The organism is Salinimonas chungwhensis DSM 16280 (assembly GCF_000378185.1).
GTDB classification, from domain to species: Bacteria; Pseudomonadota; Gammaproteobacteria; order Enterobacterales; family Alteromonadaceae; genus Alteromonas; species Alteromonas chungwhensis.
This window is the reverse complement of the sequence record NZ_KB899384.1, coordinates 4320-29229: the sequence shown is the minus strand read 5'-3', so window position 1 is coordinate 29229 and position 24910 is coordinate 4320. Positions and strand designations below refer to the sequence as shown.

The following is a 24910-nucleotide window of genomic DNA, read 5'->3' as shown; positions in this document are numbered from 1 at the left end:
GGTGATTACTCTGTAATTATCGGGTGACCGACAGGTCCCATTCATCCCAGACAGCGGGAAAGGAATCCGCTGGCATCGGGCTTCGGCCCAGTTCACGCCAGCGAGATGGAAAATGGAAGTCGGAACCTGTTGATAGCTTTAATGCATTTGCCCGTGCAAGTTCGTAAATAAGGGTTTCTTTCTGCTTACCTATCGCCGCCGGTGCGGCCTCAATGGCGTCGCCGCCCCATTGCTTAAATTCTGCTACCAGCCGCCGCAGCCACTTGGTTGTCATATCATAATGGGCCGGATGAGCGAGCACAGCCTGCCCGTTAGCGTTCTGAATTGCCGCTACCGCCGCTTCAATGGATGGCCACTGCGCTTTTACCGCAGCACGCTTGCCCTTTCCCAGAAACTTTTTAAACACCGCATCCATTGAGTGAACGCCATAATCACTGACCAGCACGCGGGCAAAATGAGCGCGGGTAAGCTGACCACCGGCGGCGAGTCGTTGCGCTTTTTCCAATACCCCCTCAAAACCACACATACTTAGCTTTTCAGCGATTTTAACAGCACGTGCTTCGCGCCGTTTTGCCTGCTCTGTCAAAAATGCCAAAAAGCGATCATCGTTCTTATCAACGCCAAGCCCGACAATATGAATATCGAAACTGTGCCAGAGCGTAGAAATTTCCACGCCATCGATAATGTGCATCACACGGTTGTGCTGTTGCTGCGCTAAATGGGCTTCTTCCAGGCCTGCGACGGTGTCATGGTCAGTGATGGCCAGCACATCCACCTGCATCGTTTGCGCACGTTGCACCAGTTCGGTGGGCGTAAGCTGTCCGTCAGAGAATGTGGTGTGGCTATGTAAGTCAATTTTCAAGAATTTTTCTCATTACGGTTGACACGCGACGTGATTTGTTTTCTTCTATATAGACACTATACAGTTTATACGCCATTCTTGGCTAACGAAGTTTACTCGGAATTTATTCACCAATGCCTGAATTTACTCAACAAATCGCGCTTCAGCGCGCTATCTGGTGGTGGCACTCCCTCACTTAACGGGCGGTGTGCGCATTGGTGCGTGTAAATAAACACAGAAAAAAGCCCGTCTTGTACGGGCTTTTTTTTTGCAGCAGGAGAAATTGTTTAATGAGCTTAGCCGAACTGGGGGACACCCCCGGAATAGTCGAAACCATCATACAGAAGGCCCCTTACCTGTCGGATCCGCTGGCTGCGTTTTCCCATGTCTGTGGCAATAGTGCTAATTCACTGTTGCTGGAATCTGCGGAAATTGACAGCAAGGATGACTTACAAAGTTTACTGATGGTTGACGCAGCCCTTCGCTTTGAATGCAGGAATGATACGGTCACAATTACTGCGTTAAGTGATAACGGCAAAGCTACCCTGCCTTTATTCAAGACTTTTTGTCCGGCTCAGGCACATTGTGATACAAACGACAGCGAAGCAGTAATGCGTTTTTCGCCAGCGCCAGAGGCACTTGATGAAGATGCCCGCTTAAAAGCTGCCAGTGTTTTTGATGCATTACGGCTGGTGGTGAATCACCTGACGCCGTTGCGCGAGCACCCTCAGGCAGTATTCTTAGGCGGTGCTCTGGCCTACGACTTACTGGCAACGTTTGAGCAGTTGCCCGAGGTTGCAGAAGGCCAGAATGACTGTCCGGATTTTGTTTTCTATCTTGCCGAAACGCTGCTAACTATTGACCATAAATCAAACACCACAGAATTGCTTGGCAGTGTATTTTCCGGCCCTAATGTAGCGACCAATTATTTCACCGTAGCACAGCGGCTAGAGCAGTTGCAGCAACAACTGTCAGCGCTGCCTGACTATTCGCCAGCCTTGTATTCTGAAGCAACTGACGACGTAAAGGTTCACACCGATACTTCTGATGAAGCATTTATGGACAATGTCAATTACCTCAAAACGCATATTTTGTCCGGCGATATATTTCAGGTCGTTCCCTCACGAACCTTTTCACTGCCTTGCCCCTCACCAATTGACGCTTACGCAGCGTTGAAAAAACAAAACCCCAGCCCGTATATGTTTTATATGCAGGATGCTGATTTCACCATCTTCGGTGCCTCACCTGAGTCAGCGCTTAAATACGATAAAACAAGTAATCAGGTGGAGGTGTATCCTATCGCGGGGACCCGTCCGCGCGGCAGGCGCAGTGACGGTTCGATAGATAATGATCTGGATAGCCGTATAGAGCTTAACCTGCGTGAAGATGATAAAGAAAAGTCAGAACACATTATGCTGGTCGATCTGGCCCGCAACGATGTTGCCAAAGTAAGCGCGCCAGGTACCCGCTACGTCAAGGATTTGCTTAAGGTGGATCGCTACTCTCACGTCATGCACCTTGTCTCCCGCGTGGTGGGCCAGTTACGGGAAGATTTGGATGCGTTGCACGCCTATCAGGCTTGCATGAATATGGGCACGCTGGTAGGCGCGCCCAAAGTCAGTGCTGCCACCCTCATCAGACAAGTTGAAAAACAACGCAGAGGCAGTTATGGCGGTGCAGTGGGCTATATTAATGGTAACGGCGACATGGATACCTGCATCGTTATTCGCTCAGCCTTTGTAAAGAACAATACCGCATATATCCAGGCTGGCGCCGGGGTGGTCTATGATTCAGACCCGCTAAGTGAGGCGAATGAAACCCGCAGTAAGGCGCAAGCTGTTATCAACGCGGTTAAATATGCGCAATCATTCAGGGAGTCGGTGTAATGAAACGACCAGTTACGGTATTCTTGCTGGATAATGTTGACTCATTTACCTACAACCTGGTGGACGAGCTCAGGACACTGGATTTTAAAATTCTGGTTTATCGCAACACGGTAAGCGCCGAGACATTATTAGCCCGTATGGACGAGCAAGCCAGACATACCCCTGTTTTGCTTTTATTATCGCCCGGACCGGGCGCACCTCATGAAGCCGGCTGCATGCCAGAGTTGTTAAAACGTGTTGCAGGTAAATATCCGGTACTGGGCATTTGTCTGGGGCATCAGGCAATTGTAGAGCATTATGGCGGGACAGTAGCGCGCGCAGAGCAGGTAATGCATGGTAAATCATCAATGATTACCCATGATGGCAGCACACTGTTTGACGGGCTGCCCCAACCGCTGCAAGTCGCGCGCTATCATTCGCTGATTGCCACGCAATTGCCGCCGACATTACGTTCTGTAGCAACATGTGCAGCGTTAACGATGGCGGTGTGCCACGACGACGATAAGATGCTGGGCTTTCAGTTTCACCCGGAGTCTATTTTGAGCGCGCAGGGCAGTCAGTTGCTGCAACAAAGTATTTATTATCTCACTGAACAAGGAGTAAACCATGTTTGATTCGACGCGCGTGCTTGAGGCGCTCTTTGCCGGTGAATCGTTGTCTCAGGCGCAGTCCTTTGCACTGTTTAACAGTATTATGCATGGCGAGCAGTCTGAATCAGTGGTGGCTGCAGTGCTTACGGCACTTAAAATGAAAACTGAATCACCAGCTGAAATCGCCGGCGCCGCCAGCGCGATGGTATCTAACGCCCTGCCCTTTCCATCACCCAGTTATCCTTTTGCAGATATTGTCGGCACCGGCGGGGATGGCCATAACACAATTAATATTTCCAGCGCCGCCGGCGTGGTAGCTGCTGCTTGTGGCACAAAAGTCGCCAAACATGGTAACCGCAGCGTCTCCTCTCGCTCAGGCTCTGCTGATTTGTTCAGGCAGTTTGGGGTTAACCTGGAAATATCGCCTGATCAGGCAAGACAATGTCTGGATGAAGCCAACTTCTGTTTCCTGTTCGCCCCGGTCTATCATGCAGGTATGCGACACGCTGCACCGGTTCGTGCAGCGCTTAAAACCCGCACATTATTTAATATACTGGGGCCACTGGCGAATCCTGCCGGGCCAAGCTATGGCGTCTTTGGTGTGTACTCGCCGACACTGCTTAATGTTTATGCCCAGACCTTGATGCTGCTGGGCCAGCACCGAGCATTAATAGTCCACGGCAGCGGACTGGACGAACTGGCGCTGCATGGCCCTACGCAAATAGTCGATTTAGAGCATGGCGATATCCGCCATTACACCGTGACGCCGAAAGATTTTGGCTTACCTGAATACCCGCTGTCAGCCATTGAAGGCGGCGATGCGGACGACAATAAGAAGATGATAGAGGCGGCTCTGGCAGGAGAAGGGGCAGAAGCGCACCGGGCGGCTATCGCAATGAATTGCGCTGCGCTGTTGAAAGTGACCGGAAGCGTTAGCACGTTTACCCAGGGCACTGAACTGGCAATGTCGAAAATGCAGGAAGGCGTGCCATTGAATGTACTTAACCAGGTAGCAACCATCAGTCAGCAGGAGAATGTAAATGGCTAATGTGCTCGAACAGATTGTCGAAAATAAAAAACAAGAGCTCGAAACACGCAAGAAAATGCTCCCGCTGGACGCGTTTAAAGATGCATTGACACGCTCCCATAAAAGCTTGTTTGCGGCGCTGTCTTTGCCCGAAGCCGGATTTATTCTGGAGTGCAAAAAAGCCTCGCCATCCAAGGGATTAATCCGTGACCCCTTCGTCCTTGATGAAATTATCGAGGCCTACGCGCCTCATGCAGCTGCTATTTCAGTACTTACCGATGAAAATTATTTTCAGGGCAGTTATGAAAACCTGCAATATGTAACTGCACGGGTTGAGCAGCCCGTGTTAAATAAAGACTTCTTTATCGATACCTACCAGGTCTATCTGGCAAGGTATTATCAGGCCGACGCGATTTTACTTATGCTAAGCGTGTTAACAGATGACCAATATCAAACGCTGGCGGCCGTGGCAGACGAATTGGGGCTGGATATTCTGACCGAAGTCAGTAATGAGCAGGAAATGACGCGGGCTATTCATCTGCAGGCCAGTATTATTGGCATAAACAATCGTAATTTGCGCGATCTGAGTACTGATCTGGCCCGCACTGAATTGTTGGTTCCCCTGCTTGAACAAGCCGATCATGACTTTGTTGTCATATCTGAGTCAGGTATTTATACCCACAACGATGTACTTCGGCTGGCACCCTATTGTGATGGATTTTTGGTCGGCAGTGCGCTGATGGCCCAGGCCGATTTGCGCCGCGCGGTGAAATCCATCATATACGGCCCTGTCAAAGTATGCGGAATCACTGATGCGGCTTCTGCATCTACAGCCTTTCGCGAGGGAGCCAGTTTTGCAGGGCTTATTTTTGCCGCTCAATCCCCCCGTGCAGTCACTGTAGATGCCGCGCGACAAATTGTGGAAATGGCTGATGGCAGTTATGCAGGGGTGTTTGTTGATACGGATGTGGATGAAGTGAGCGATATAGCATCGTCACTGGGACTATCGGCTGTGCAGTTACACAGTCAGGAAGATGCGGCCTATCGCCAGGCCTTGCGGGAAAAGTTACCCAGCTATTGTCAGATTTGGCAGGTAGTCGGCATCGCTGACTCTGTACCGCAGACCCTGCCAGATTTATTGCGCGATGAAAATGTTGATTATGTTTTGCTGGATTCCAAAGTGGGTGACCAAAGCGGTGGCACAGGTCAACAGTTCGATTGGTCTTTACTCAGTGAGATTGATGATAAATCCAGAATTATCCTGGCCGGGGGCATTGATCCGAAGAGTATCACGCAGGCTCAGCAAACCGGTGTCGCTATGGTAGATGTCAGCTCTGGCGTTGAAGCAGCACCTGGCCAAAAGTCACCGGAAAAAATTCAGGCGCTGTTTGCCCAGACACGTCACTTTTAGTTTTAGTTTACTTTAACAGGAACTTAGATGAACCAATTAGATGCAAAATTTGGAGAGTATGGCGGGATGTATGTTCCCGAATTGCTTATCCCTGCGCTCGACCAGTTAGAGCAGGCGTTTATCGACGCACGTAACGATCCTGAGTTCGACAAAGAGTTTCAGGCCTTACTTAAAGATTATGCCGGACGTCCCACAGCGATGACGCTAACCCGCAATCTGGTCAGTAATCCCAAGGTTAAGCTGTACCTCAAACGGGAAGACCTGTTACACGGTGGCGCCCACAAAACCAATCAGGTGCTGGGTCAGGCATTGCTGACCAAACGTATGGGCAAGACCGAGGTTATCGCTGAGACAGGCGCCGGGCAGCACGGTACAGCTACGGCCTTAGCGTGTGCATTACTTGGTCTGAAAGCCCGTATTTATATGGGCGCTAAGGATATTGAACGGCAGGCTCCTAATGTATTTAGAATGCGCTTGATGGGCGCAGAAGTGATACCGGTAAATGCAGGCTCAGGGACATTAAAAGATGCGGTTAATGAGGCCATGCGTGACTGGTCAGCAAACTACGATAAAGCCCATTATTTGCTGGGTACCGCGGCCGGCCCTCACCCGTTTCCCACTATCGTACGTGAATTCCACCGAATGATCGGCGAGGAGACACGTTCACAGATTATGGAAAAAGAAGGCCGCCTGCCAGACGCTGTGATCGCCTGTGTCGGTGGCGGTTCCAATGCAATTGGCATGTTCGCGGATTTTATTGAAGAGAAGAGTGTCAGACTGGTGGGCGTCGAACCGGCCGGGAAGGGTTTACATACCAAAGAGCACGGCGCCACCATCTGCACCGGTTCAAAAGGTATCTTGCATGGTTCAAGCACCTATATTATGCAAGACAAAGAAGGCCAGATAGAAGAAAGTTATTCGGTTTCAGCGGGGCTTGATTATCCGGCAGTAGGCCCACAGCACGCCCATCTGGCCGATACCGGCCGCGCTGAATATGTGTCAGTAACTGACGATGAAGCCCTTAACGCATTTAAATTACTGGCACGAAAAGAAGGCATTATACCAGCTTTGGAAACCGCCCATGCTCTTGCCCATGCGTTGAACATGGCAGATGAAGCAGAAGACGAAACTATCCTGGTAGTAAATTTATCCGGTCGCGGTGATAAAGACATTGGCGTTGTCACAAATATATTGGGAGATGAAATAAATGGATAGATATCAGACAATGTTCGATCGCCTCAACCAGCGTAATGAAGGGGCGTTTGTACCGTTTGTGACGCTGGGCGATCCGAATATTCAGACGAGTGAAAAAATTCTCGATACGCTGGTCGATAGCGGGGCTGACGCACTTGAACTGGGATTACCCTACTCCGATCCTATCGCCGATGGGCCGACCATTCAGGCTGCCAGTATCCGGGCTCGTAAAAGCAACGTAAGCACAGCGAATTGCTTTGAGATACTTACCCGATTTCGTGATCGCCACGCGGACATTCCCGTTGGCTTGTTACTTTATAGTAACCTGGTTTTGGCCAGTGGCATTGATACATTTTATCAACGGGCGGCAGATGCTGGTGTCGATTCTGTGCTGATTGCGGACGTCCCGCTACGCGAAGCGGATCGATTCATCGAGGCGGCGAAAAAACATGGAATCAAGCAGATCCTCATCGCACCGCCTAATGCCAGCGATGACACACTGGCGCAAATAGGAAAACTGTCCTCCGGATACACCTATCTGCTGGGTCGGGCTGGTGTCACGGGTGTAGAAACAGCGGCTGAAATACCCGCTGCCTCGCTGGTCAAGAAATTGAGTCAGTTTGACTGTGCACCGCCCTTGCTAGGCTTTGGCATTTCAAAACCAGATCAGGTTAAAGCTGCTGTAGAAGCCGGTGCAGCAGGCGCTATCAGTGGCTCTGCGACAGTTAACATTATTGCTCAGAACCTTCAGGACACTGCAACCATGCTATCTAAGCTGGGGGAGTTTGTCAGTGCTATGAAGCAGGCAACCAGCAGGAACAGCTGATGCTCTATATGATTTGCGCCACAGATGTTGAAAACAGCCTGGAAGCCAGGCTTAAAGCCCGGCCTGCGCATCTGGCAAGGCTGGAAGCATTAAAACAGGAAGGAAGGTTGATAATGGCTGGCCCTTTTCCTGCTATCGACTCCCCGGATCCAGGGCCTGCCGGCTTTACCGGTTCGCTGGTAGTAGCAGAATTTGATTCGCTCGAGGCCGCTCAGCGATGGGCCGACGAAGACCCCTATATCGAAGCCGGCGTATACGCCAGCGTACTGGTGAAACCTTACAAAATGGTGCTGCCCTGAATCTTTGATTAAGTGACACAAAAAAGCCGGATTTCATCCGGCTTTTTTCTGCGCGTTGCTAACTACAAATTCACTTTTTCGTGTTCGCCCATTTCATCGGGTTTAATATCTTTACCTGACATCATTTTATACATGCCCTTGAGACTCGGGTCCGCCTCCCAGATTTCTGCATCATCCAGTTCAAACCGCATCATTTTAAGCGATGGGTCATCTTTGCCTTTCTCATACCAGGCCTCGACTGGATTTGACCAGTATTTGTCGATAATCTCTTCGCGCGTTTCTTCAACAAGGGTGCCGCGAATGCAGGCGAATACATCATGGCTTTTACTGGAAAAATGTACCATCGCTTTACCGCCAGCGGCAACGCGATTTGATGTGGTGGTGTAGAACCAGAATTCATGATCTGCATCTTTGTCCAGTTGCGCTCTCATAGGTTCGGAAGGCTCATCAGTGCCTGTCAGGCTCAGCATAACATTAGGGCTGTCAGCCATCGCTTTCCACATTTTTGTACGAATATCGGTAGACATGTCATCTCCTTGGATTGCTGCGTCTTGCGCAAAATAGCGGGTAACCTGCTAATTAAGCAGTGGTATAACCCTGTACATTTGTATAACCTGGACTATCCTATGCAACCCTCAGACCATCGATAATAATTTTAAAATTCAGAGACTTACCAATACATCTCGCACAACTTCTACTATCAACCGGTAATGAATGCATAATGGGTGCAAAATGTTTTCATCGGGTCAAAGTACATCGCAGATAAAATGGGTCTGTTATTCAGGACGGGTTCATGCTCTTTATAGTATTTTCAGATCAGAAACAGTACATTATGAAAAGTTCTAACTGAGGATGCTTACCGCAATGAAAACGCTGATTTTGATAGTGACAGCTACCTGGCTTGGTATTGCGCTGCCAGCTCAGGCACAACAGCAGGCAGCACCGCCATCAGAAATATCATCGGTAAACAGGGAACAGGCAGCCGTTAAGGCGCGCGAGCAGGTGGATGGTCGGGTGCTTAAAGTTGAGCCTACTGCAAAAAGCTATCGCGTCAAGATGTTAAAAAAATCGGGGCGGGTAGTCTCTGTTGAGGTTGATAAAAAGTCCGGCCAGGTCAGAACAAGCCAGCAAAAAGAGAAGCGATAATGCGTGTATTAGTAGTTGAAGATGATAGCCGTCTGCTTACCCAGTTAGACACATTGTTACAACAGCATAGCTTCAGCGTGGATTTAGCGGATGATGGTCAAAACGGACTATTTATGCTCAGCGAGCACCCCTACGATGTTGCTGTCATTGATATTGGACTGCCCCGGCTTGACGGTCTTAGCCTGATTCAAAAAGCAAGACAACAAGATGTGAGAACACCTATTTTGATTTTAACCGCGCGGGATCGCTGGCACGAGAAGGTTCAGGGTCTGGATGCCGGCGCAGATGATTATCTTACCAAACCATTTCATAATGAGGAACTGCTGGCCCGGGTCAAAGCACTCATTCGTCGCGCAGCCGGTCAGGTTAACCCGGTTATAAGCGCCGGCCCGATAAGCCTTGATACCGTTGCCCAGCAACTAAGTGTCGACAATACAGTGCTGGAATTAACGGGCTATGAATACCGTGTGATGGAATATCTGATGCTGAATCCGCAGAAAATCATCTCCAAAACTGAGCTTACTGAACATATCTATGACCAGGACTTTGATCTGGATAGTAACGTGATAGAAGTGTTTATCGGGCGGTTGCGCAAAAAGCTCGACCCGGCTGGTTCGCTGCAACCTATCGAAACCCGACGTGGCCGCGGATATCGTATTAACCCCAATTTATGAGTCGGTTGTCTTTAAGGCTACGCAGCCTGCTACTGGCTATCATCGCATTATCTCTGTTCTTACCAGTAACGGCCTATGTGCTGGAAAGCGCCTACACCAGCAGCCTCACGCAGGCCAAAGTCGATGAGCTCAAACTGATGAATCTGGCTCTTATCTCCGAATTTGAGTTAGATCCAACAGGGCCAGCCATGCCAGACTTGCTTTACGATGAACAACTGAATCTGCCTCAGTCTGGGTATGTAGGCGTAGTAATTTTTCGTAATGAGGTGGTCTGGCAATCAGCTTCGGCCCTCAATGTTGCGCTCGATACGCAGCTGCCGGTGCCACCGGTGGGACAAAGCGTATTTTATGAGGACTTCGAATTGGCCACCACGCCAGAACATGATTATTTTTTATTTGCCTTTACGGCTGAATTTGCCAGCGACAATCAGTTTGAGCCGGTGCATTTTATTATTTTAAATAATACGGCTGCTTTTAGCGCCAGGCGCAGCCAGTTTCTCGACACGGTCTGGAAGGGCCTCGCGGGTCTTGGCGCACTACTATTAGTACTGTTAAGTGCAGGGCATTTTCTCATTCTGCGCCCTGTACGTATGCTTATTTTAGAAATTCAGCAAGCCAGTAAAGGCCATCAATCAGGTATCTCCGCGCCCTATCCCAAAGAATTTGACGGTCTTAAACGCAGCATCAACCATTTGATAAGCACTGAGTCTGAACAGCGCGCCCGCTATAAAAACAGCCTTGGCGATCTGGCTCATAGCCTGAAAACCCCGTTAGCGGTAGCCATGGGCACCGCTAACCTGCCTCCTTCGGCCAGAGAATCCATGGAACAAATCAACTTACTTGTTCAGCGTCAGTTAAAACGCGCCACAGCGGGGTCCAGCGGCTGGCAGGCACCGGTACGAACAGATAGCGTCGCCGAAAAAATCATCAGCAGTATGCAAACTATTTATCGGGACAAACCACTCAGGATATCATTATCGGTTCAGCACGATGCTGCATTTAATGGCGATGAGACCGACCTGTTTGAAATACTCGGCAACCTGCTCGACAATGCCTGCAAGGCGGCGCAACAAAACGTCATGCTGAAAATACACCGAACCGGAGAAATATTGGAAATCGAAGTGGAAGACGATGGGCCGGGTATCGATCCGTTGCAGCAGAAACACTTACTGGACCGGGGCATTCGACTCGATACATACGGGGAAGGGCAAGGTATTGGTATGGCTGTAGTCAGCGACTTAGTGGCTATCTATGGCGGACAACTTGCCATTGGCAGCGGCCAGTGGCAAGGCGCTAAAATAACGCTACGCTTTCCCATCCGACCGGCAGGTTAAGCCAGGGGTCGTTTGTCATCGGCGCTGGATAATAATACCGCCAGCCAGCGGCTTTCCGAACGCGACTCCAACGCGATTTTTACTACCATGGTGAGGGGCACCGACAGCAACATTCCTACCGTGCCTAGTAACCAGCCCCAGAAAATCAGGGATAAAAAAACCACCAGTGTTGAAAGGCCCATGCCCCGCCCCATCAGTCGTGGCTCAATAAGATTTCCCATCACTGTATTCACCACTAAAAAGGTCAGCCCTACCAAGCCTGCTGATGCAAATCCGTACTGGACAAACGCGATCAGTACCGCGGGCAGCGCAGCAATAATAGACCCTATGTTAGGAATATAGTTGAGCATAAAGGCAAGCACAGCCCACAGTAAAAAATGGTCAATTTGCATGATATACAGGCAGGTACCGATTATCAGCCCGGTCGCCAGGCTGACCACCGTTTTGATGGCGAGGTAGCTGTTCACCGAGCGGATAAAGCGGTCGATATGCTGCATCTTCATATCTGGATCGGCTAACGCGGTATGCAAACGGGCCGGAATACTTCCGGCCTCAAAAAGCATAAAAATCACAGTCAGTAAGATAAGAAACAGGTTCGACAACACCCCACCCATACCACTGATAAAGTTAGTTGCCAGCGACATAGCCATTCCAGGATTCAGCTGCGAGGTAATAAGTTCGCGGTCTACATGAATATTAATCGCAGCGAGCTTATTTATTACCCAATCGAATTCACTATCTAACTGCTCACGATACTGCGGCAGGTTTTGTCTGAAATCGGCCAGGGACTGACCAACCAGCCCTGCCAGCAAAAAACCAATAACCACAATTAACGCAATAACCAGACTGATGGACAGCCACTTTGGAATACGGTGACGGGAAGCCCAGTTGATTAGGGGACTACAGGCAATGGCAATAAAACCTGACAGAAAAAATGGCACCATTATGGCTGACGCTGCTTTAATTCCCGCCAAAACAACCACAAGGCATGCCAGAACGATCAGTGCTTTTGCAGTTGGCGATTTAAGTTCCATAATAAACAATTAATCCGATTTTTGAGTACAAATTTGATACGCTCATTATTCTAAACTTCAATGTATAAAAACGAAGATTTTCATGAATTTGAATCAGGCTACAATAAAAATCAAGAATTTACGCTTACGCACTTACATTGGCATTAATGAAGATGAGGTTAAGAATAAACAGGACGTTATTGTAAACGTCAAAATACATTACGACGCTGAACGTGCCAGTGACAGCGATAATGTGGATGATGCACTAAACTACAAAACCGTGACAAAGTCCATGATCAAACTGGTCGAAGGCAATCGGTTTTCACTGCTTGAAAAATTAACTGCAGAACTACTTACTGTAGCATCAGAGCATCATTGGGTGACCTTTGCCGAAGTGGAAGTGGATAAGCCCCATGCACTGCGATTCTCTGACTCGGTTTCACTGACGTTATCTTGTTATAAATAAGGAGCACACGTGCGAATACTTATTACCGGCGGTACAGGCTTTATAGGCAGACACTTAATAGATGCATTACATCTTACCCATGATATAACTGTGCTTACCCGGGATAAGTCCAAAGCAGGGTCTGCTCTGCCACAGAATATTACTCTCATCAACGCGCTAACAGAAATTTCTGATTTTAGCGCGCTGGATGCAATTATCAATCTGGCGGGTGAGCCTATCGCTGACAGTCGCTGGGATGCTAAGCAAAAACGGCGTATTTGCGAAAGTCGGTGGGAAATTACCCGCGAACTGGTCGATCGAATCAACGCTACAGAAAATCCGCCTGCTACATTTTTATCTGGCTCAGCGATTGGCTTCTATGGTCGTCAGGGTGATAAGACGGTAACCGAAGCGCAACATCATGTGCATGATGAATTCACTCACGAACTTTGTAAAAAGTGGGAAGAGATAGCGCTAGAGGCCGCTGATGTAACGCGTGTGTGCCTATTGCGCACGGGTGTTGTCCTGGCGAAAGGCGAAGGCGCGCTGGATAAGATGGCGCTCCCCTTCAAACTCGGATTGGGTGGCAAAATGGGCAATGGAAAACAGTATATGTCCTGGATCCATATTCGCGATATGGTGCAGGCGATTATTTTTCTGTTAAAAAATGCTGACTGCAACGGACCGTTTAACATGACCGCACCGCATCCGGTAACCAATAAAACGTTCACCAGCACACTGGCCGATGTGTTAAATCGTCCTGCCATTTTTACTGTGCCGGCTTTTGCGCTTAAAGCCGCAATGGGAGAAGCCGCTGAAATGCTTCTTACAGGCCAGAAGGTGATCCCGGAAAAACTACAAGAGGCCGGGTTTACCTTTGAATATCCATTACTGGAAAGTGCATTGAAGCAAGAATTCTCTTAAAGCATTAAAAAAGGGGCTTGTAGCCCCTTTTTTTATTACATGATTTTTCGCAGCAAATCACTGGTATTGAGCGTTAGTAAACGCCAGCATCCGATTGCGCCAAGAGCTCCTACCACCAGCGCGCCAGTGACCGGTGCTATCAGCCAGTAGCTAAAGTGAATTGAAGGCGTCATATTGAATAACTGCGTTTGTAGCAGGTAAAGGCTGAACTCATTTGCCAGCGCAGCCATAAATCCAGCGACTACACCAATTATCACGAACTCCAGAATAACGCTGGAACGAATCAGACGGCCTTTGGCGCCCAGGGTGCGTAAAATGGCCAGTTCCTGTTGACGCTCATCCATACTGGCCTGTACCTGGGCAATAAGCACCAGCGAGCCGGCAACTAATACAAGTATCAGTATGAATTCCACAGCCAGCGATACCTGGTCTACGATGCCCCGAAGCTGATTGATTCTGGCATCCACATCAAACAGCGTAACCGCTGGAAACGGCTTCAGCAGTTTGGTTAGCTCTGCCTTTTGTGCTGTAGGCAAATAGAAACTGGTAATGTAGGTGGGTGTAAAATCAGTCATTGCCGCCGGTGACAAAATGAAAAAGAAATTAGGCTGCATAGTTTGCCAGTTTACTTTTCTTAAGCTGGTCACTCTGGCCTCTACCATCTGCGATCCAATATCAAATGTCAGCAAATCACCCATTTCTATTTCGAGCCTGTCGGCGACTTCACTTTCTACCGAAACTTCGTAGGGCTGACTTTCATCCGCCTGGTTATTCCCATGCCAGCTTCCCGCAACAACTTCATTTTCTTTTTGCAGTTGATTTGTCCAGGTTAGATTAGCCTCTCTGCCCAGACCATCCTGACTGTCTTCTGCATCCTCATCGCGATCATCTTCTTTAGTCACCTCCGTGTTTACCTGGGAGCCGTTTACAGAAACAAACCGCCCACGGACGACGGGGTAAAAGCGCTCGATCTGAACATCATTGTCAGCAAAATGAGACTCAACCCGGTCACGGTCATTTTCGGTAATATTGATCATGAAGTAGTTGGGCGTCCCCTCAGGAAGCTGAGCCTGCCACTGTTCAATCATATCATTGCGCATCACCAGAACGATTAACAACAACATTATTGTGATTGAAAAGCTTATCAACTGAACGCTGTTATCCATGGCCCGACGTCTTATTCTCGCCCAGGCCAGTTGCCACGCCCCCATTTTGCTGCTTCCCAGCCAACGCCCCAGGCGTATCAAGCCAAACGTGACACCAATGAGTGCGGCTACCAGCACAATCCCGGAAACAAATAAAATGGCGCTGATTTTAAGATTCTGACTGTATGCCCACATCAACACGAATACCGCCGTGCCGGATATGGCAAACTGAAAGGTTCTGGAGCTCAGGCTTGAGTCCAGATCCCGACGCAGAACCCGTAAGGGTGGAACCGAGAAAAGCCGAAGCAGCGGATACATCGAAAACAAGACAGCGCAGATGACACCGGTAAACACCGCTATCAATACAGGCCGCCAGTGCCACACACTAAGGCTTACCTCAACCCGGTCGGCCAGTGCACTGACCACTGCCTGCTGAATAAGCATCCCGGCAGCGATGCCAATGATGATGCCCAGTATCGCAATGAACATCACCTGTAAAATATAGACTTTTCGAATCATTTTTTTACTGGCGCCGAGGGTCTTCATAATTGCCACGGGGTCATAATGACGATGACTATAACGCTGCGCAGCCACTGCAATAGATACGGCTGCCAACACAATTGCCAGTAAGCTTGCTAACAAGAAATACTGGCCGGCTCTGGCTACGGAACGTCCAATGGGCGACTGATCATCCTGTACCGACTCCCAACGGTGTATCTCATCGTTGAGTTGTGGTCTCAACCACTCGTAATATGCTTCAAGCTGCGACGCTTCACCTGTAAAATACGCTTTGTATGACACCCTGCTACCGGGCCCGGTAATATTGGCTTCTTCTAAATCTGCCTGGCGGATAAGTACGATGGGATCAGTACTAAATAAACTGAAACCGGCATCGGGAATCTCCGAAAGCACACGTGAGACAGTAAAGGTAGCCTCACCAATTTCAATATCGTCCCCGATGCTGACTTCAAGTAGCTGAAAAAGACGGGAGTCTATCCAGGCTTGCCCCGGTTCAGGGACGCCAGTAACGCTGCGCTCTTCCCCGAAAGGCTCATCAGCAACGATAATATTGCCTTTAAGGGGATAATCGCTGTTCACCGCACGTAAGTCTGTCAGAGACATTTCCCGCGGTCCAAATACCATAGACCGCAACTGAACCTGCTGCGCCGTAGCTAACGATTGTTCTCGAGCGGCACTTAGCCACTTTTCATTTAGTGGTTGGCGGGCCTGCAGTTGACGATCCGCCGCCAGAAAGCTGGCCGAGCGTTCAGTTAATGCGCCCTGCAAACGCTCACTGAATAGAGATAAAGACAGCACAGCGGCCACTGATAAAATAATAGCCGCCAGGATAATGGTTAATTCACCACGACGGGCTTCATGTTTGAACAGCCGCCAGGCCAGATTTGATACGGTGCTCATCTAGGCGATATCCTGCTTTAGCGGTGCGCTGTTTTTACTTTCTGAAAGCGTGCCGGCCTGCATAGTGAACTGGCGTTCGCAATGTTCTGCCAGTTTCTCATCATGGGTCACCAGCACCAGTGTGGTACCAAGATCTTTGTTGAGCTTAAATAACAGTTTTTCAATTTTTTCGCTGTTAGCAGCATCCAGGTTACCGGTAGGTTCATCAGCAAACAGTATCTTGGGTTTGCCGATAAACGCCCGGGCAATAGCAACCCGCTGCTGTTCGCCGCCGGAAAGCTGATTGGGGTAATGGTGCGCCCGGTGATCAAGCCCGACCTGCTGCAAAATATTCTGCGCCTGCTTTTTGGCATCGCTGAAACCGGCAATTTCCGCGGGCAACATCACATTTTCAATAGCTGTCAGACTTTGTACCAACATAAAGCTTTGAAAAATAAATCCTACTTTGGCACCACGTAACTGCGCGCGCTCTTCCTCGTCCATGGTGTGAAGCGGTTCACCATCTAAAAATATCTCACCATCACTCACCTGGTCCAGCCCTGCCAGTAATCCCAGCAGAGTGGATTTTCCTGAGCCTGACGCACCTACTATGGCAACGGTCTGACCCGACTTGACTTCAAAGGAGATGGGTTTAAGAATCTCCAGTTCACCTTCGTTCGTACTAACTAGTTTGGTTAACTGGCTGGTTTTTATCATAGAGGAGTCACCACGGTCGTGTTTATTATTCAAAGTCGTTATGTTTTCAGACAAACGATGCTTATTCTATTTTTACCTCTGATCCTACTGGCAGATCAATCTTTTGCAGAAACGGAGGATACAGAAAATGAAACTACCCGCTTGCTTATTCTGGGCGATAGCCTTAGTGCGGCTTACGGGCTGCAACAGCATGAAGGCTGGGTTAGTCTGTTACAAAAGCGATGGAATGAAAAACCGCTTCAGGCCGAGGTTATAAATGCTGCGATTAGCGGCGACACCACTGATGGTGGCTTGTCCAGGCTTCCTCAGTTGCTAGACACACACAATCCCTCGCACGTACTTATCGAGCTTGGTGGAAATGATGGCTTACAGGGGCACAGCATTTCAAAAATGAAAAATAATTTACATACCATGATCGATTTGGCGCAGGACAGTGGTGCTACCGTCTTTTTGCAGGATATGGAAATTCCGTCAAACTATGGAAAGCGCTATACCAGCATGTTTGCCGATGCATTTGATGAAGTGGCAGAGAAGCAGAATATTCCATTAATTCCGTTCTTCTTAGCGTCCATTGCATTGGATAAGTCACTCATGCAGCGCGATGGCATTCATCCAAATAAGCAGGCACAACCACTTATTGCCGAATATATGGACACGAAGCTTAGTCCTCTTATTGACTAGCGCCAGAAGTAAAAAAGCCTGCATGAAGCAGGCTTTTTACGATTAGGGTTGAATATACTGCGAGGTATTTTTTTCTTGCTCGTAGAAATTCTGATACCGATTGCGCAACTGTGTTTGACGGCTTTCCATATCAATGGGCTGCCCCTGAATGAATACTTGTTCAGCGTACTCAGTTACCTCAAGTGGGTCGCCACTCCAGATAACAACGTCAGCCTGCTTGCCGGCGGCCAGTGACCCCACACGGTCTGATACGCCAAGAATGCTCGCCGGATGACTGGTGAGACTGGCGATGCCCTGTTCATGAGACAAGCCATTTGCCACTGCATTACCTGCATGCTGCGTAGCCAGCCGAATGTTATGCGTCTCCATGCCCACCGCAATCCGCACGCCGGCTTGCGCCAGTCTGGCTGCATTTTCAATGCTTGCACCAATGGCTTCAAAGCTGTCAGGCAGATTCATTTCCGGATTCATTATTACCGGAATATCAGCTTCGGCCAGCTGGTCGGCAACGCGCCAGGCTTCGGCAGCATCCATCAATACAATATCAATTTCAGGATGGCGTGACTTAAACGCCAGGATTTGCAATATATCGGATTTACGATCGGCTTCCATAATTAGCGGCATTTCGCCACTTAAAATACGCTGCAGAGCTTCTAAGTCTGCGCGTGTATTCAGGCCTTCCCACACACTGTTAAGCCCCGGTACTTCGCTGAGCGCTGCAGCCTCATCAAATAGCCGCTCCAGAGTAACCCATAAGGCAGCGCGTGAGCCTCCTGATTGCTCTGCACCATCACCACTGACATCCAGCACGGTAAACGCTCTGGGACGAATGATTTCGGCGCTTTCATTAAGGGAAATGACACTGCCCTGCCCCTGAAACAGATAATCGGTATAAGAAATGGTGGTCGCTGCGGATGTTACCCCTTCAATGCGAGATACATCTATAACCGTAGAGTCAGGGTTAATGGCATAACTTACGTCCAGGGCAGCACCGCTGTGAGAAACTGATGCATCCCCTACTGATGCGTCAACCAAACCAGCCCAGGACTCAACTTCCACCAGGCCTAGTGAAGTCATTGCGCCTACCAAACCGGGCGTGACCACCTTACCGCGCGCATCGTATTGTCTGTATCCCTGGGGAACAGCTGACCCCGTGTTAACGCTCTCGATATTGCCGTCACGAATTAATACGGTGCCATTTTCAATAACGCCCTGATCGGTCTGGGTATAAATTTTACCACCAGTAATAGCGATATTCTGAGCCAATACGCTACCGGCAAAGCCTGCGCTGGCAAGCGCTGCTGCAATTATTAAATTTTTCACTGGTTTTCTCCCTGAGCTGACTGACCAACTTCAAAATCGCTTTGAGGTTGCATACGTGGGTCATTTAAGTCAAAAACCTGACCGCCATCTATATATACCTTCTCAGCCTTGGTGTAAGTAGAAAATGGATTACCCGTCCACAGCACCAGATCTGCGTTTTTGCCCTCTTCAAGTGAGCCGGTTTTATCAAAAATACCCAGTGATTTTGCCGGGTTTGCTGTTAACCAGGTCCAGGCATCCGCCATTGATATGTCTATGCCAGCACGCTGGCCATCAGACCAGGCTTTGGCTGCTTCCTGGTTCAGGCGCTGAATGCCTATGTCGCTGTCGGAATGAACAATGGCACAAGCTCCGGCTTTATCCACCATAGGAATATTTTCACGGATACCGTCGTAAGCTTCCATTTTAAAGCCCCACCAATCTGCCCACATCGATGCACACACATTGTTTTGCGCTAATTTGTCGGCAATTTTGTATGCCTCTACCGCATGGTGGAAGGAGCTGATCTGATAATCAAACTCCTTCATCATGTCCATCATAGTGACCATTTCATCAGCGCGATAACAGTGCATATGCACCAGAATATCCCCCTTCAGCACACCGGCCATCGTTTCCAAATCTAAGTCCCGTTTAGGTGCTTTGGACTGCTTACCCGCGGCCGTTTCCGATTCGTATTTTTCCCACTTGCGCATGTAATCCTGAGCATCGGCCCAGGCCTGGCGATACCCTCTTACGTTGCCCATACGCGTCATAGGACCACCTTTTTGACCATATACACGTTTGGGGTTTTCGCCACACGCCATTTTCATACCGTAAGGTGCATCAGGAAATTTCATATCCTGCATGGTGCGACTGGGAAGGTTTTTAAGCACAACCGAGCGCCCGCCAAACAGATTTGCCGAACCGGGGAGAATTTGTAAGGTTGTCACACCCCCCGCCAGAGCGCGGGCAAAGCCAGCATCCTGAGGCCAGACGGAGTGCTCTGCCCATACCCCGGGAGTAACCGGTTTGGTCATTTCATTGCCATCTGACAACGAGCCAATTCCCGGCGAAGGGTACACCCCTAAATGGCTATGATTGTCGATGATGCCAGGTGTGACCCATTTGTTCTGTCCATCAATGACGGTGGCGCCATCAGGATAATCAACGTCTTTTCCTACAGCCTGTATTTTACCATCGGCAAAATACACCATGCCGTTGTCGATTTTATTTCCGATACCATCAATTACAGTGACGTTGGTAATAACAGTCGGCTGACCTTCAATAGGCGTGTAAGTACTGGGAAAAGGATTAGAATCGATGCTGACTTTTTCGGCCTGCTCAGTGTCTTTGCCCGATGACTGGGTAGACTGACAACCGCTGAGAAACGCAGGAATAAAAAAGGCCAGCGCAATAGATATGCGAGAACGGGTAAGTGCCATTGTGTTTCCATCTTGTTGTATTAACAGGTGTTAATCACCTGCGTATTGTTATATGTAGTGGGTGTCATTTAAAAAATCACACCTTTATACTAGCAATACGCTACTCCAGGTTCGATGGAAAACCAAGTTTTTGAGACTAGCTGCCCGACTATTGCGAAGACTGACTACGAAGAACAGTGACAATGTCCTGGGCATTTTGTAGTCGCCGTATACTGTTAAAGAGATGTTCAGCCTGAGGATACTGACGTTTGAGGTAACCGCACCACTGCTTAATTCGGTTGGGGTAATAGCGCCCTTTATCACCATATATTTCGTATCCGGAATACTGGATAAGCAATTTAGTTAGCTGCTCCCAATGCATCGGCTTTTCATCATACTTGATACAGTTGGCCAGGTTGGGCAACGCCAGCGCGCCCCGACCGATCATGATATTTTCACATAATGCCTGCTGCTGACACCGTCTTGCATCTTCAGCATTCCAGATTTCTCCGTTAGCAATAACAGGCAGTGTGGTGTGTTTGCGGATTTTAGCTATCCAATCCCAGTAAGCCGGCGGCTTATAGCCTTCAGTTTTAGTTCGGGCGTGCACGGTCAGTTCGTTGGCACCCGCTTCTTCAATCGCCAGCGCATTTTCAATCGCCTTTGTTTTATCGTCGAAGCCTAATCTTATTTTGGCAGTTACAGGATAGGCTGAAGGCACGGCTTCACGAACAGCTTTGACAATATCGTAAAGCGCCTGCGTTTCTTTTAGCAGTACAGCACCACCGCGGCTTTTATTGACCGTTTTGGCCGGACAGCCGAAGTTGAGATCTACACCGGGGGAGCCTAATTCCACCGCTGTTTGTGCATTTTCCGCCAGCCACTGCGGATGCTGGCCCAGCAACTGCACGCGTACCGGCGTACCGGCGGTAGTTTTACCGTTATTTTTCAGTTCAGGGCAAAGCCTGTAGAAAAGTTTGGGCGGGAGTTTTTGATCAACCACACGAATAAATTCAGTCACACACAGATCGAAACCACCCACCTGGGTAAGCATTTCTCTCATCAGATGATCGACCACACCTTCCATCGGTGCCAGGACTACTTTCATAACATTGGTATCGCGGTTGAAACGGGCGCGAATTTTACCAGAGGCATGGGATGCATCATAGCGTCTTATGATTGATGGACAGAGGATGAGCAATTATTCGGGGAGTGGTGTGTTTGCCAAAGACAGACATAAATCCCGAACCGTGCCATTAGATGCTGATGAAATTCCTGGTCAGATAATGCTTGCTGGTTCACGAGTTGCTGTTTGTTATCCGCATAAATAAACGCAGTATATTGATACACAGAAAAGGCCTCACTGATTCATGAAGCCTTAAATATACATCTAGACGTCTAAACATTCAAACGTCTAAATACAGTCATAGATTTGTAGCCATCAAATAATCCAACGCGCCTTTGATAGCGGCAACCTGTGCGTCATTACATTGCTCAGGTGTTGCCTGAGGAGAATCCGGATACACTTCGGTGGTGGAAACAAAATTGGCGTCAGTCATGCCACCACACAAAAACAGTTTTTTCTTATCGTAGCAAATTACCCCTTCACTTTGGATTTGTTCGCCGATAAGACGTCCTTCTTCATCCGCTGGCGCTATGTGGGTCACGTCGCGTACCGCCTCGATAATTGCTTTTTGAAAATCCAGTTGAGGTGCCTGAGAATTAGCGACGGTGTAAAAACCATCTGGAATATTCCAGTTAGTATTCACCGTTCCCTCTCGCGCCGCCAGCGCCGGACGAAATTCACTATTATCTGAATCAGTCGTTTCATGGAGATCGATGTGCATTAAAAAAGGCACGTTCAGAGAGTCCAGAAAAGCCATGACCTGCGCGGACTCCGGCGCCGGGCTATTGTCAAAAAACGAGCGATTTGGATCCATTGCCATGGGATTCCAGCGATTAATGGTTTCATAACCCCATGGGCTGATACAAGGCACGATGACAAAATTGAACCTGGAGTTATAGCGTGTGACATCATTTTTTATAAATTGCAGCGCACCTTGCACCCCGCTTGTTTCATAACCATGCACGCCACCAGTAATTAAAATGGTCGGCTTCGTCTGTGAAACGGGATCGCTTACCACTGCATATAGCGGATATTTGCTTTCATCGTAGGGCAGCGCGCCATATTGCACTACGGAAAAGCCATCAAGCTGGTCAGGTAATTTCTCCAGAACCTCTTCTCGGTAGCTGCGCTTTATTGTTTGTTGTTCCTTCCATTGCGTTTTTTCTTTTTCTGTCCAGGGTTCACCTGGTGTCCCTATAGGGTAATCTTGCATAAATGAGTTTCCGCATTACGATAAAAAATAAATATCTTAACACAGTGGATTGGTAAGTTGCTGTGTTAAGCATCTTGCTGTGCCTACGCAGAGCTAGGCAAATCAGTTGAACAGATAAGTCGATTGGGTACGTTTTGTTGGAAATTTATGATTACATCAGATGTAGAGCGGACGATCTTTTTTTAAGCTACCAACGAATAGTAAGGAGATTACAATATTTACAACAAGGATTTGGCTATGCCCCGTTTGACAGTTCTTTTAATGACTCTAATCGGTGCCATTTTTTCACTGCAAGGCTTTGCGCAGAACAAAGAAATGGTTGTAGCCACTAAAGAAGCACCCCCCTTTGTCATCGAAAAGGAAAATGGTGAATTTGAAGGCATCAGTATCATGCTGTTCGAAAAGATAGCGCGAGCCCGTGACCTGACATTTCGTTATGAGGAAACCGAGCTGGCAGATATGATCGATGGTCTTGAATCAGGCAAATATGACGCATCGATCGCAGCTTTAACCGTGAATGCCGACCGAGAGTCACGTATCGACTTTACCCATCCATTTTATACTACAGGGCTTGCTATCGCAGTACCCAAAGATGAAAGCCGGTTGATGGGTGCGGTTTCTGGCTTTTTTCCTGGCGATTTTTTGCGGCGCTGGGTGGGCTGTGTTTACTGCTACTAGGGGTAGGCGTTATTGTTTGGCTTGCAGAACGTAAAGGCAATCAGGAACAGTTTGGCGGAACCACAGCCAAAGGAATCGGCTCTGGCTTTTGGTGGGCTGCAGTTACCATGACAACAGTCGGGTATGGGGATAAATCGCCGGTCACAATAGCCGGGCGTATCGTCGGATTTATCTGGATGTTTGCCGCAATTATCTTAATCAGTAGCTTCACCGCCGCCATCGCCACGAGCCTTACCGTCAGTCAGTTGCAGACCAGAGTGCAAGGTGTTGACGACCTACCGGATGTAAAAGTTGTGACTTTACCAGGATCTGCAAGCGCAGCGTTTCTTCGTAACAAAGACATCGACTTTGCCACTGTTGATAGCCTTAAAGGCGGCCTGGCCTTTTTAAAAAATGGTAAAGCAGATGCGTTCGTCTACGACAAACCCATACTCGAGTATTTTATTCATCGAGGCTTCGAAGATGATATTACGGTTCTGCCAGAAGTTATTGACAGACAAGATTACGCTATAGGGCTGCCCGAAAATAGTCAGCAACGGGAAACTTTTAATACGTCTTTGCTCAGAATTATTAATACACAGGAGTGGCAGGATATCGTGGATGGTTACCTAGGCAAAAACTAACACCCAGGCAGTACTGGGGCGACAATATAAGCCTATCTTACACGTCGCCGGTAATTGTCGTCAGGTGCCAGCTGAGTTTATTTTTACACAGCCGATAGCGAACTTGCTGGTCACCAAGGGTTTTTAAAATAAAAACAACACCCGGAGCCTGAGCCGAACAGTCAATCAATGCGTTATCGCTTAATCGTGCTAACGCATGCTTATCTTTTTCCCAGCGAATAACGTCTTTTACATACAACCTTTGTTGATAACAAAACGCCGACAACCCATCCATGACGCCATTGCCTATGGCAACATTTTCCCAGCCAAAATTCGAGTTCATTGAAACTGCTATTAATACTTGATGGCTGGATTTTAGCTATATTTTATACTCCGTCCATTGTTCTTTAGTACAAGCAATTGTAAGGCTGGATGAAAGAGGGGGACCGACATCAATGTGCTGAGATAATGATAGGTGTATCATAGAGCGAAGGGCGTTTACCTATGAATGAAAAAAACGAATAGCAGCGATTAGAGCGATATAGGGTAGTAGACAAACCAGTTCCAGCGCCACGGATATAATTTACATGGTTTAGCTGCATCAGACAGGCACTCTTAAGGACTATTAAAAACATCGCTCTTAAAAGGCACCCACGGACGCTCTAGACGCTCTTAAAAGAGACGCTCTTAAAAGACACCCATGGCACTCTTTTATTGCACTCTTTTATTGGACACCCATCAATCTTTTATAGGTCACCCAAAAAATACCTCTAAAGACACTTTTAAAAGCCCCCCTAAGAGTCATCTATAAGAAACCAGCCCCTAACGCTGTTTTTTTAAGAGTACTTCCGAAAAGGTCATGGAAGGGTTTCTCGCCAACAAACAGGCATAAAAAAACCAGCCCGAAAGCTGGTTTTCTATTAATGGCGTCCCCTAGGGGATTCGAACCCCTGTTACCGCCGTGAAAGGGCGGTGTCCTAGGCCTCTAGACGAAGGGGACTGAAATTTTACAGTAAA

26 protein-coding genes, 1 tRNA gene and 1 other annotated feature are annotated in these 24910 nt (G+C 48.5%); of the genes, 16 read left to right on the top strand and 11 right to left on the bottom strand.

The features are described from left to right. Positions 1-16 precede the first annotated feature (16 nt). On the bottom strand, positions 17-862 hold the full coding sequence (locus F458_RS0112965) for a PHP domain-containing protein (protein WP_018983857.1): 846 nt from the start codon (positions 860-862) through the stop codon (positions 17-19). Between the two features lie 152 nt (positions 863-1014). Then, positions 1015-1110 (top strand) — a sequence feature (Trp leader region). Between the two features lie 21 nt (positions 1111-1131). Between F458_RS0112965 and F458_RS0112960 the strand changes: the two genes are divergently transcribed. From F458_RS0112960 to F458_RS0112930, 7 genes are read left to right on the top strand one after another with little or no spacing between them, the layout of a single operon-like run. Continuing rightward, positions 1132-2727, top strand: coding sequence for an anthranilate synthase component 1 (locus tag F458_RS0112960; RefSeq protein ID WP_018983856.1), 1596 nt, complete (start codon positions 1132-1134; stop codon positions 2725-2727). Next, positions 2727-3341 (top strand): aminodeoxychorismate/anthranilate synthase component II, encoded by a 615-nt coding sequence (locus F458_RS0112955; protein WP_018983855.1) that lies wholly within the window; start codon positions 2727-2729, stop codon positions 3339-3341. The genes F458_RS0112960 and F458_RS0112955 overlap by 1 nt, the downstream gene beginning before the upstream one ends. After that, on the top strand, positions 3334-4365 hold the full coding sequence (trpD, locus tag F458_RS0112950; RefSeq protein ID WP_018983854.1) for an anthranilate phosphoribosyltransferase: 1032 nt from the start codon (positions 3334-3336) through the stop codon (positions 4363-4365). The genes F458_RS0112955 and trpD overlap by 8 nt, the downstream gene beginning before the upstream one ends. After that, positions 4358-5755 carry a bifunctional indole-3-glycerol-phosphate synthase TrpC/phosphoribosylanthranilate isomerase TrpF gene (gene trpCF, locus F458_RS0112945; RefSeq protein ID WP_018983853.1) on the top strand — a complete coding sequence of 466 codons (1398 nt, stop codon included), beginning with the start codon at positions 4358-4360 and terminating at the stop codon, positions 5753-5755. Before trpD ends, trpCF begins: the two co-directional genes overlap by 8 nt. A gap of 27 nt (positions 5756-5782) precedes the next feature. Then, on the top strand, positions 5783-6970 hold the full coding sequence (trpB, locus tag F458_RS0112940) for a tryptophan synthase subunit beta (protein WP_018983852.1): 1188 nt from the start codon (positions 5783-5785) through the stop codon (positions 6968-6970). Further along, the gene (trpA, locus tag F458_RS0112935) at positions 6963-7775 is read left to right on the top strand and encodes a tryptophan synthase subunit alpha (RefSeq protein WP_026294677.1); all 813 of its coding nucleotides are present in this window, start codon (positions 6963-6965) and stop codon (positions 7773-7775) included. The genes trpB and trpA overlap by 8 nt, the downstream gene beginning before the upstream one ends. Further along, positions 7775-8074, top strand: coding sequence for a YciI family protein (locus tag F458_RS0112930; RefSeq protein WP_018983850.1), 300 nt, complete (start codon positions 7775-7777; stop codon positions 8072-8074). The genes trpA and F458_RS0112930 overlap by 1 nt, the downstream gene beginning before the upstream one ends. A gap of 62 nt (positions 8075-8136) precedes the next feature. On the opposite strand, the gene F458_RS0112925 is transcribed toward F458_RS0112930, so the two are convergent. Beyond that, positions 8137-8601 carry a pyridoxamine 5'-phosphate oxidase family protein gene (locus F458_RS0112925; RefSeq protein WP_018983849.1) on the bottom strand — a complete coding sequence of 155 codons (465 nt, stop codon included), beginning with the start codon at positions 8599-8601 and terminating at the stop codon, positions 8137-8139. A gap of 337 nt (positions 8602-8938) precedes the next feature. Between F458_RS0112925 and F458_RS0112920 the strand changes: the two genes are divergently transcribed. Genes F458_RS0112920 through F458_RS0112910 form a run of 3 tightly spaced genes read left to right on the top strand, consistent with a single transcriptional unit; the run spans position 8939 to position 11228 of the window. Then, complete coding sequence (locus F458_RS0112920; protein WP_018983848.1) at positions 8939-9220, top strand: PepSY domain-containing protein; 282 nt, start codon at positions 8939-8941, stop codon at positions 9218-9220. Beyond that, the gene (locus F458_RS0112915) at positions 9220-9894 is read left to right on the top strand and encodes a response regulator transcription factor (protein WP_018983847.1); all 675 of its coding nucleotides are present in this window, start codon (positions 9220-9222) and stop codon (positions 9892-9894) included. Before F458_RS0112920 ends, F458_RS0112915 begins: the two co-directional genes overlap by 1 nt. Then, positions 9891-11228 carry an ATP-binding protein gene (locus F458_RS0112910; RefSeq protein ID WP_018983846.1) on the top strand — a complete coding sequence of 446 codons (1338 nt, stop codon included), beginning with the start codon at positions 9891-9893 and terminating at the stop codon, positions 11226-11228. Before F458_RS0112915 ends, F458_RS0112910 begins: the two co-directional genes overlap by 4 nt. Here F458_RS0112910 and F458_RS0112905 read toward each other — a convergent pair. Next, positions 11225-12262 (bottom strand): AI-2E family transporter, encoded by a 1038-nt coding sequence (locus F458_RS0112905; RefSeq protein WP_018983845.1) that lies wholly within the window; start codon positions 12260-12262, stop codon positions 11225-11227. The two genes, F458_RS0112910 and F458_RS0112905, sit on opposite strands and share 4 nt — an antisense overlap. A gap of 82 nt (positions 12263-12344) precedes the next feature. Here F458_RS0112905 and folX point away from each other — a divergent pair, with 82 nt between their 5' ends. Both folX and F458_RS0112895 read left to right on the top strand, forming a co-directional pair. Continuing rightward, positions 12345-12707: a dihydroneopterin triphosphate 2'-epimerase gene (folX, locus tag F458_RS0112900; protein WP_018983844.1), complete on the top strand. Its 363-nt coding sequence runs from the start codon at positions 12345-12347 to the stop codon at positions 12705-12707. 9 nt (positions 12708-12716) lie between these two features. Further along, entirely contained in the window at positions 12717-13610 is an 894-nt protein-coding gene (locus tag F458_RS0112895) for a TIGR01777 family oxidoreductase (RefSeq protein ID WP_018983843.1), read from the top strand. A 35-nt stretch (positions 13611-13645) separates the two neighbouring features. On the opposite strand, the gene F458_RS0112890 is transcribed toward F458_RS0112895, so the two are convergent. Both F458_RS0112890 and F458_RS0112885 read right to left on the bottom strand, forming a co-directional pair. Next, on the bottom strand, positions 13646-16174 hold the full coding sequence (locus tag F458_RS0112890; RefSeq protein ID WP_018983842.1) for an ABC transporter permease: 2529 nt from the start codon (positions 16172-16174) through the stop codon (positions 13646-13648). Then, on the bottom strand, positions 16175-16870 hold the full coding sequence (locus tag F458_RS0112885) for an ABC transporter ATP-binding protein (protein WP_018983841.1): 696 nt from the start codon (positions 16868-16870) through the stop codon (positions 16175-16177). A gap of 57 nt (positions 16871-16927) precedes the next feature. Between F458_RS0112885 and F458_RS0112880 the strand changes: the two genes are divergently transcribed. After that, positions 16928-17551 (top strand): arylesterase, encoded by a 624-nt coding sequence (locus F458_RS0112880; protein ID WP_051085029.1) that lies wholly within the window; start codon positions 16928-16930, stop codon positions 17549-17551. Positions 17552-17593: 42 nt separating this feature from the next. Here the strand turns inward: F458_RS0112880 and F458_RS19560 are convergent, their stop codons facing one another. From F458_RS19560 to dusC, 3 genes are all read right to left on the bottom strand, one after another. After that, a complete protein-coding gene (locus tag F458_RS19560) occupies positions 17594-18874 on the bottom strand; it encodes an amidohydrolase family protein (RefSeq protein WP_018983839.1) in 1281 nt (426 codons plus the stop codon). Further along, a complete protein-coding gene (locus F458_RS0112870) occupies positions 18871-20295 on the bottom strand; it encodes an amidohydrolase (RefSeq protein ID WP_018983838.1) in 1425 nt (474 codons plus the stop codon). Before F458_RS0112870 ends, F458_RS19560 begins: the two co-directional genes overlap by 4 nt. A 148-nt stretch (positions 20296-20443) precedes the next feature. Further along, the gene (gene dusC, locus F458_RS0112865; protein ID WP_026294675.1) at positions 20444-21382 is read right to left on the bottom strand and encodes a tRNA dihydrouridine(16) synthase DusC; all 939 of its coding nucleotides are present in this window, start codon (positions 21380-21382) and stop codon (positions 20444-20446) included. 85 nt (positions 21383-21467) lie between these two features. Between dusC and F458_RS20695 the strand changes: the two genes are divergently transcribed. Then, complete coding sequence (locus tag F458_RS20695) at positions 21468-21605, top strand: hypothetical protein (protein WP_156824246.1); 138 nt, start codon at positions 21468-21470, stop codon at positions 21603-21605. A 93-nt stretch (positions 21606-21698) separates the two neighbouring features. Here F458_RS20695 and F458_RS0112860 read toward each other — a convergent pair whose 3' ends face one another. Further along, positions 21699-22613 carry a M14 family metallopeptidase gene (locus F458_RS0112860; protein WP_018983836.1) on the bottom strand — a complete coding sequence of 305 codons (915 nt, stop codon included), beginning with the start codon at positions 22611-22613 and terminating at the stop codon, positions 21699-21701. A 237-nt stretch (positions 22614-22850) separates the two neighbouring features. Between F458_RS0112860 and F458_RS20180 the strand changes: the two genes are divergently transcribed. Beyond that, positions 22851-23291 (top strand): substrate-binding periplasmic protein, encoded by a 441-nt coding sequence (locus F458_RS20180; RefSeq protein WP_051085027.1) that lies wholly within the window; start codon positions 22851-22853, stop codon positions 23289-23291. Continuing rightward, on the top strand, positions 23264-23914 hold the full coding sequence (locus F458_RS20175; protein WP_083928630.1) for an ion channel: 651 nt from the start codon (positions 23264-23266) through the stop codon (positions 23912-23914). The genes F458_RS20180 and F458_RS20175 overlap by 28 nt, the downstream gene beginning before the upstream one ends. Positions 23915-23951: 37 nt before the next feature. On the opposite strand, the gene F458_RS0112850 is transcribed toward F458_RS20175, so the two are convergent. Both F458_RS0112850 and F458_RS0112845 read right to left on the bottom strand, forming a co-directional pair. Next, positions 23952-24236 (bottom strand): hypothetical protein, encoded by a 285-nt coding sequence (locus F458_RS0112850; protein WP_018983835.1) that lies wholly within the window; start codon positions 24234-24236, stop codon positions 23952-23954. A gap of 581 nt (positions 24237-24817) precedes the next feature. Next, a tRNA-Glu gene (locus tag F458_RS0112845) sits at positions 24818-24893 on the bottom strand. Between the last annotated feature and the right edge of the window lie 17 nt (positions 24894-24910).

Excerpts from the sequence above, each read along its gene's own strand:
- F458_RS0112880 (WP_051085029.1), top strand. The coding sequence starts at position 16,928 with ATGCTTATTCTATTTTTACCTCTGATCCTACTGGCAGATCAATCTTTT.
- F458_RS0112930 (WP_018983850.1), top strand. The coding sequence starts at position 7,775 with ATGCTCTATATGATTTGCGCCACAGATGTTGAAAACAGCCTGGAAGCC.
- F458_RS0112850 (WP_018983835.1), bottom strand. The coding sequence starts at position 24,236 with ATGAACTCGAATTTTGGCTGGGAAAATGTTGCCATAGGCAATGGCGTC.
- F458_RS0112955 (WP_018983855.1), top strand. The coding sequence starts at position 2,727 with ATGAAACGACCAGTTACGGTATTCTTGCTGGATAATGTTGACTCATTT.
- F458_RS0112860 (WP_018983836.1), bottom strand. The coding sequence starts at position 22,613 with ATGCAAGATTACCCTATAGGGACACCAGGTGAACCCTGGACAGAAAAA.
- folX (WP_018983844.1), top strand. The coding sequence starts at position 12,345 with ATGAATTTGAATCAGGCTACAATAAAAATCAAGAATTTACGCTTACGC.
- F458_RS0112960 (WP_018983856.1), top strand. The coding sequence starts at position 1,132 with ATGAGCTTAGCCGAACTGGGGGACACCCCCGGAATAGTCGAAACCATC.
- trpA (WP_026294677.1), top strand. The coding sequence starts at position 6,963 with ATGGATAGATATCAGACAATGTTCGATCGCCTCAACCAGCGTAATGAA.
- trpCF (WP_018983853.1), top strand. The coding sequence starts at position 4,358 with ATGGCTAATGTGCTCGAACAGATTGTCGAAAATAAAAAACAAGAGCTC.
- F458_RS20695 (WP_156824246.1), top strand. The coding sequence starts at position 21,468 with ATGAGCAATTATTCGGGGAGTGGTGTGTTTGCCAAAGACAGACATAAA.
- F458_RS0112925 (WP_018983849.1), bottom strand. The coding sequence starts at position 8,601 with ATGTCTACCGATATTCGTACAAAAATGTGGAAAGCGATGGCTGACAGC.
- F458_RS0112905 (WP_018983845.1), bottom strand. The coding sequence starts at position 12,262 with ATGGAACTTAAATCGCCAACTGCAAAAGCACTGATCGTTCTGGCATGC.
- F458_RS0112885 (WP_018983841.1), bottom strand. The coding sequence starts at position 16,870 with ATGATAAAAACCAGCCAGTTAACCAAACTAGTTAGTACGAACGAAGGT.
- trpB (WP_018983852.1), top strand. The coding sequence starts at position 5,783 with ATGAACCAATTAGATGCAAAATTTGGAGAGTATGGCGGGATGTATGTT.
- F458_RS0112915 (WP_018983847.1), top strand. The coding sequence starts at position 9,220 with ATGCGTGTATTAGTAGTTGAAGATGATAGCCGTCTGCTTACCCAGTTA.
- F458_RS0112920 (WP_018983848.1), top strand. The coding sequence starts at position 8,939 with ATGAAAACGCTGATTTTGATAGTGACAGCTACCTGGCTTGGTATTGCG.
- F458_RS20180 (WP_051085027.1), top strand. The coding sequence starts at position 22,851 with ATGCCCCGTTTGACAGTTCTTTTAATGACTCTAATCGGTGCCATTTTT.
- F458_RS0112870 (WP_018983838.1), bottom strand. The coding sequence starts at position 20,295 with ATGGCACTTACCCGTTCTCGCATATCTATTGCGCTGGCCTTTTTTATT.
- trpD (WP_018983854.1), top strand. The coding sequence starts at position 3,334 with ATGTTTGATTCGACGCGCGTGCTTGAGGCGCTCTTTGCCGGTGAATCG.
- F458_RS0112910 (WP_018983846.1), top strand. The coding sequence starts at position 9,891 with ATGAGTCGGTTGTCTTTAAGGCTACGCAGCCTGCTACTGGCTATCATC.
- F458_RS0112890 (WP_018983842.1), bottom strand. The coding sequence starts at position 16,174 with ATGAGCACCGTATCAAATCTGGCCTGGCGGCTGTTCAAACATGAAGCC.
- dusC (WP_026294675.1), bottom strand. The coding sequence starts at position 21,382 with ATGAAAGTAGTCCTGGCACCGATGGAAGGTGTGGTCGATCATCTGATG.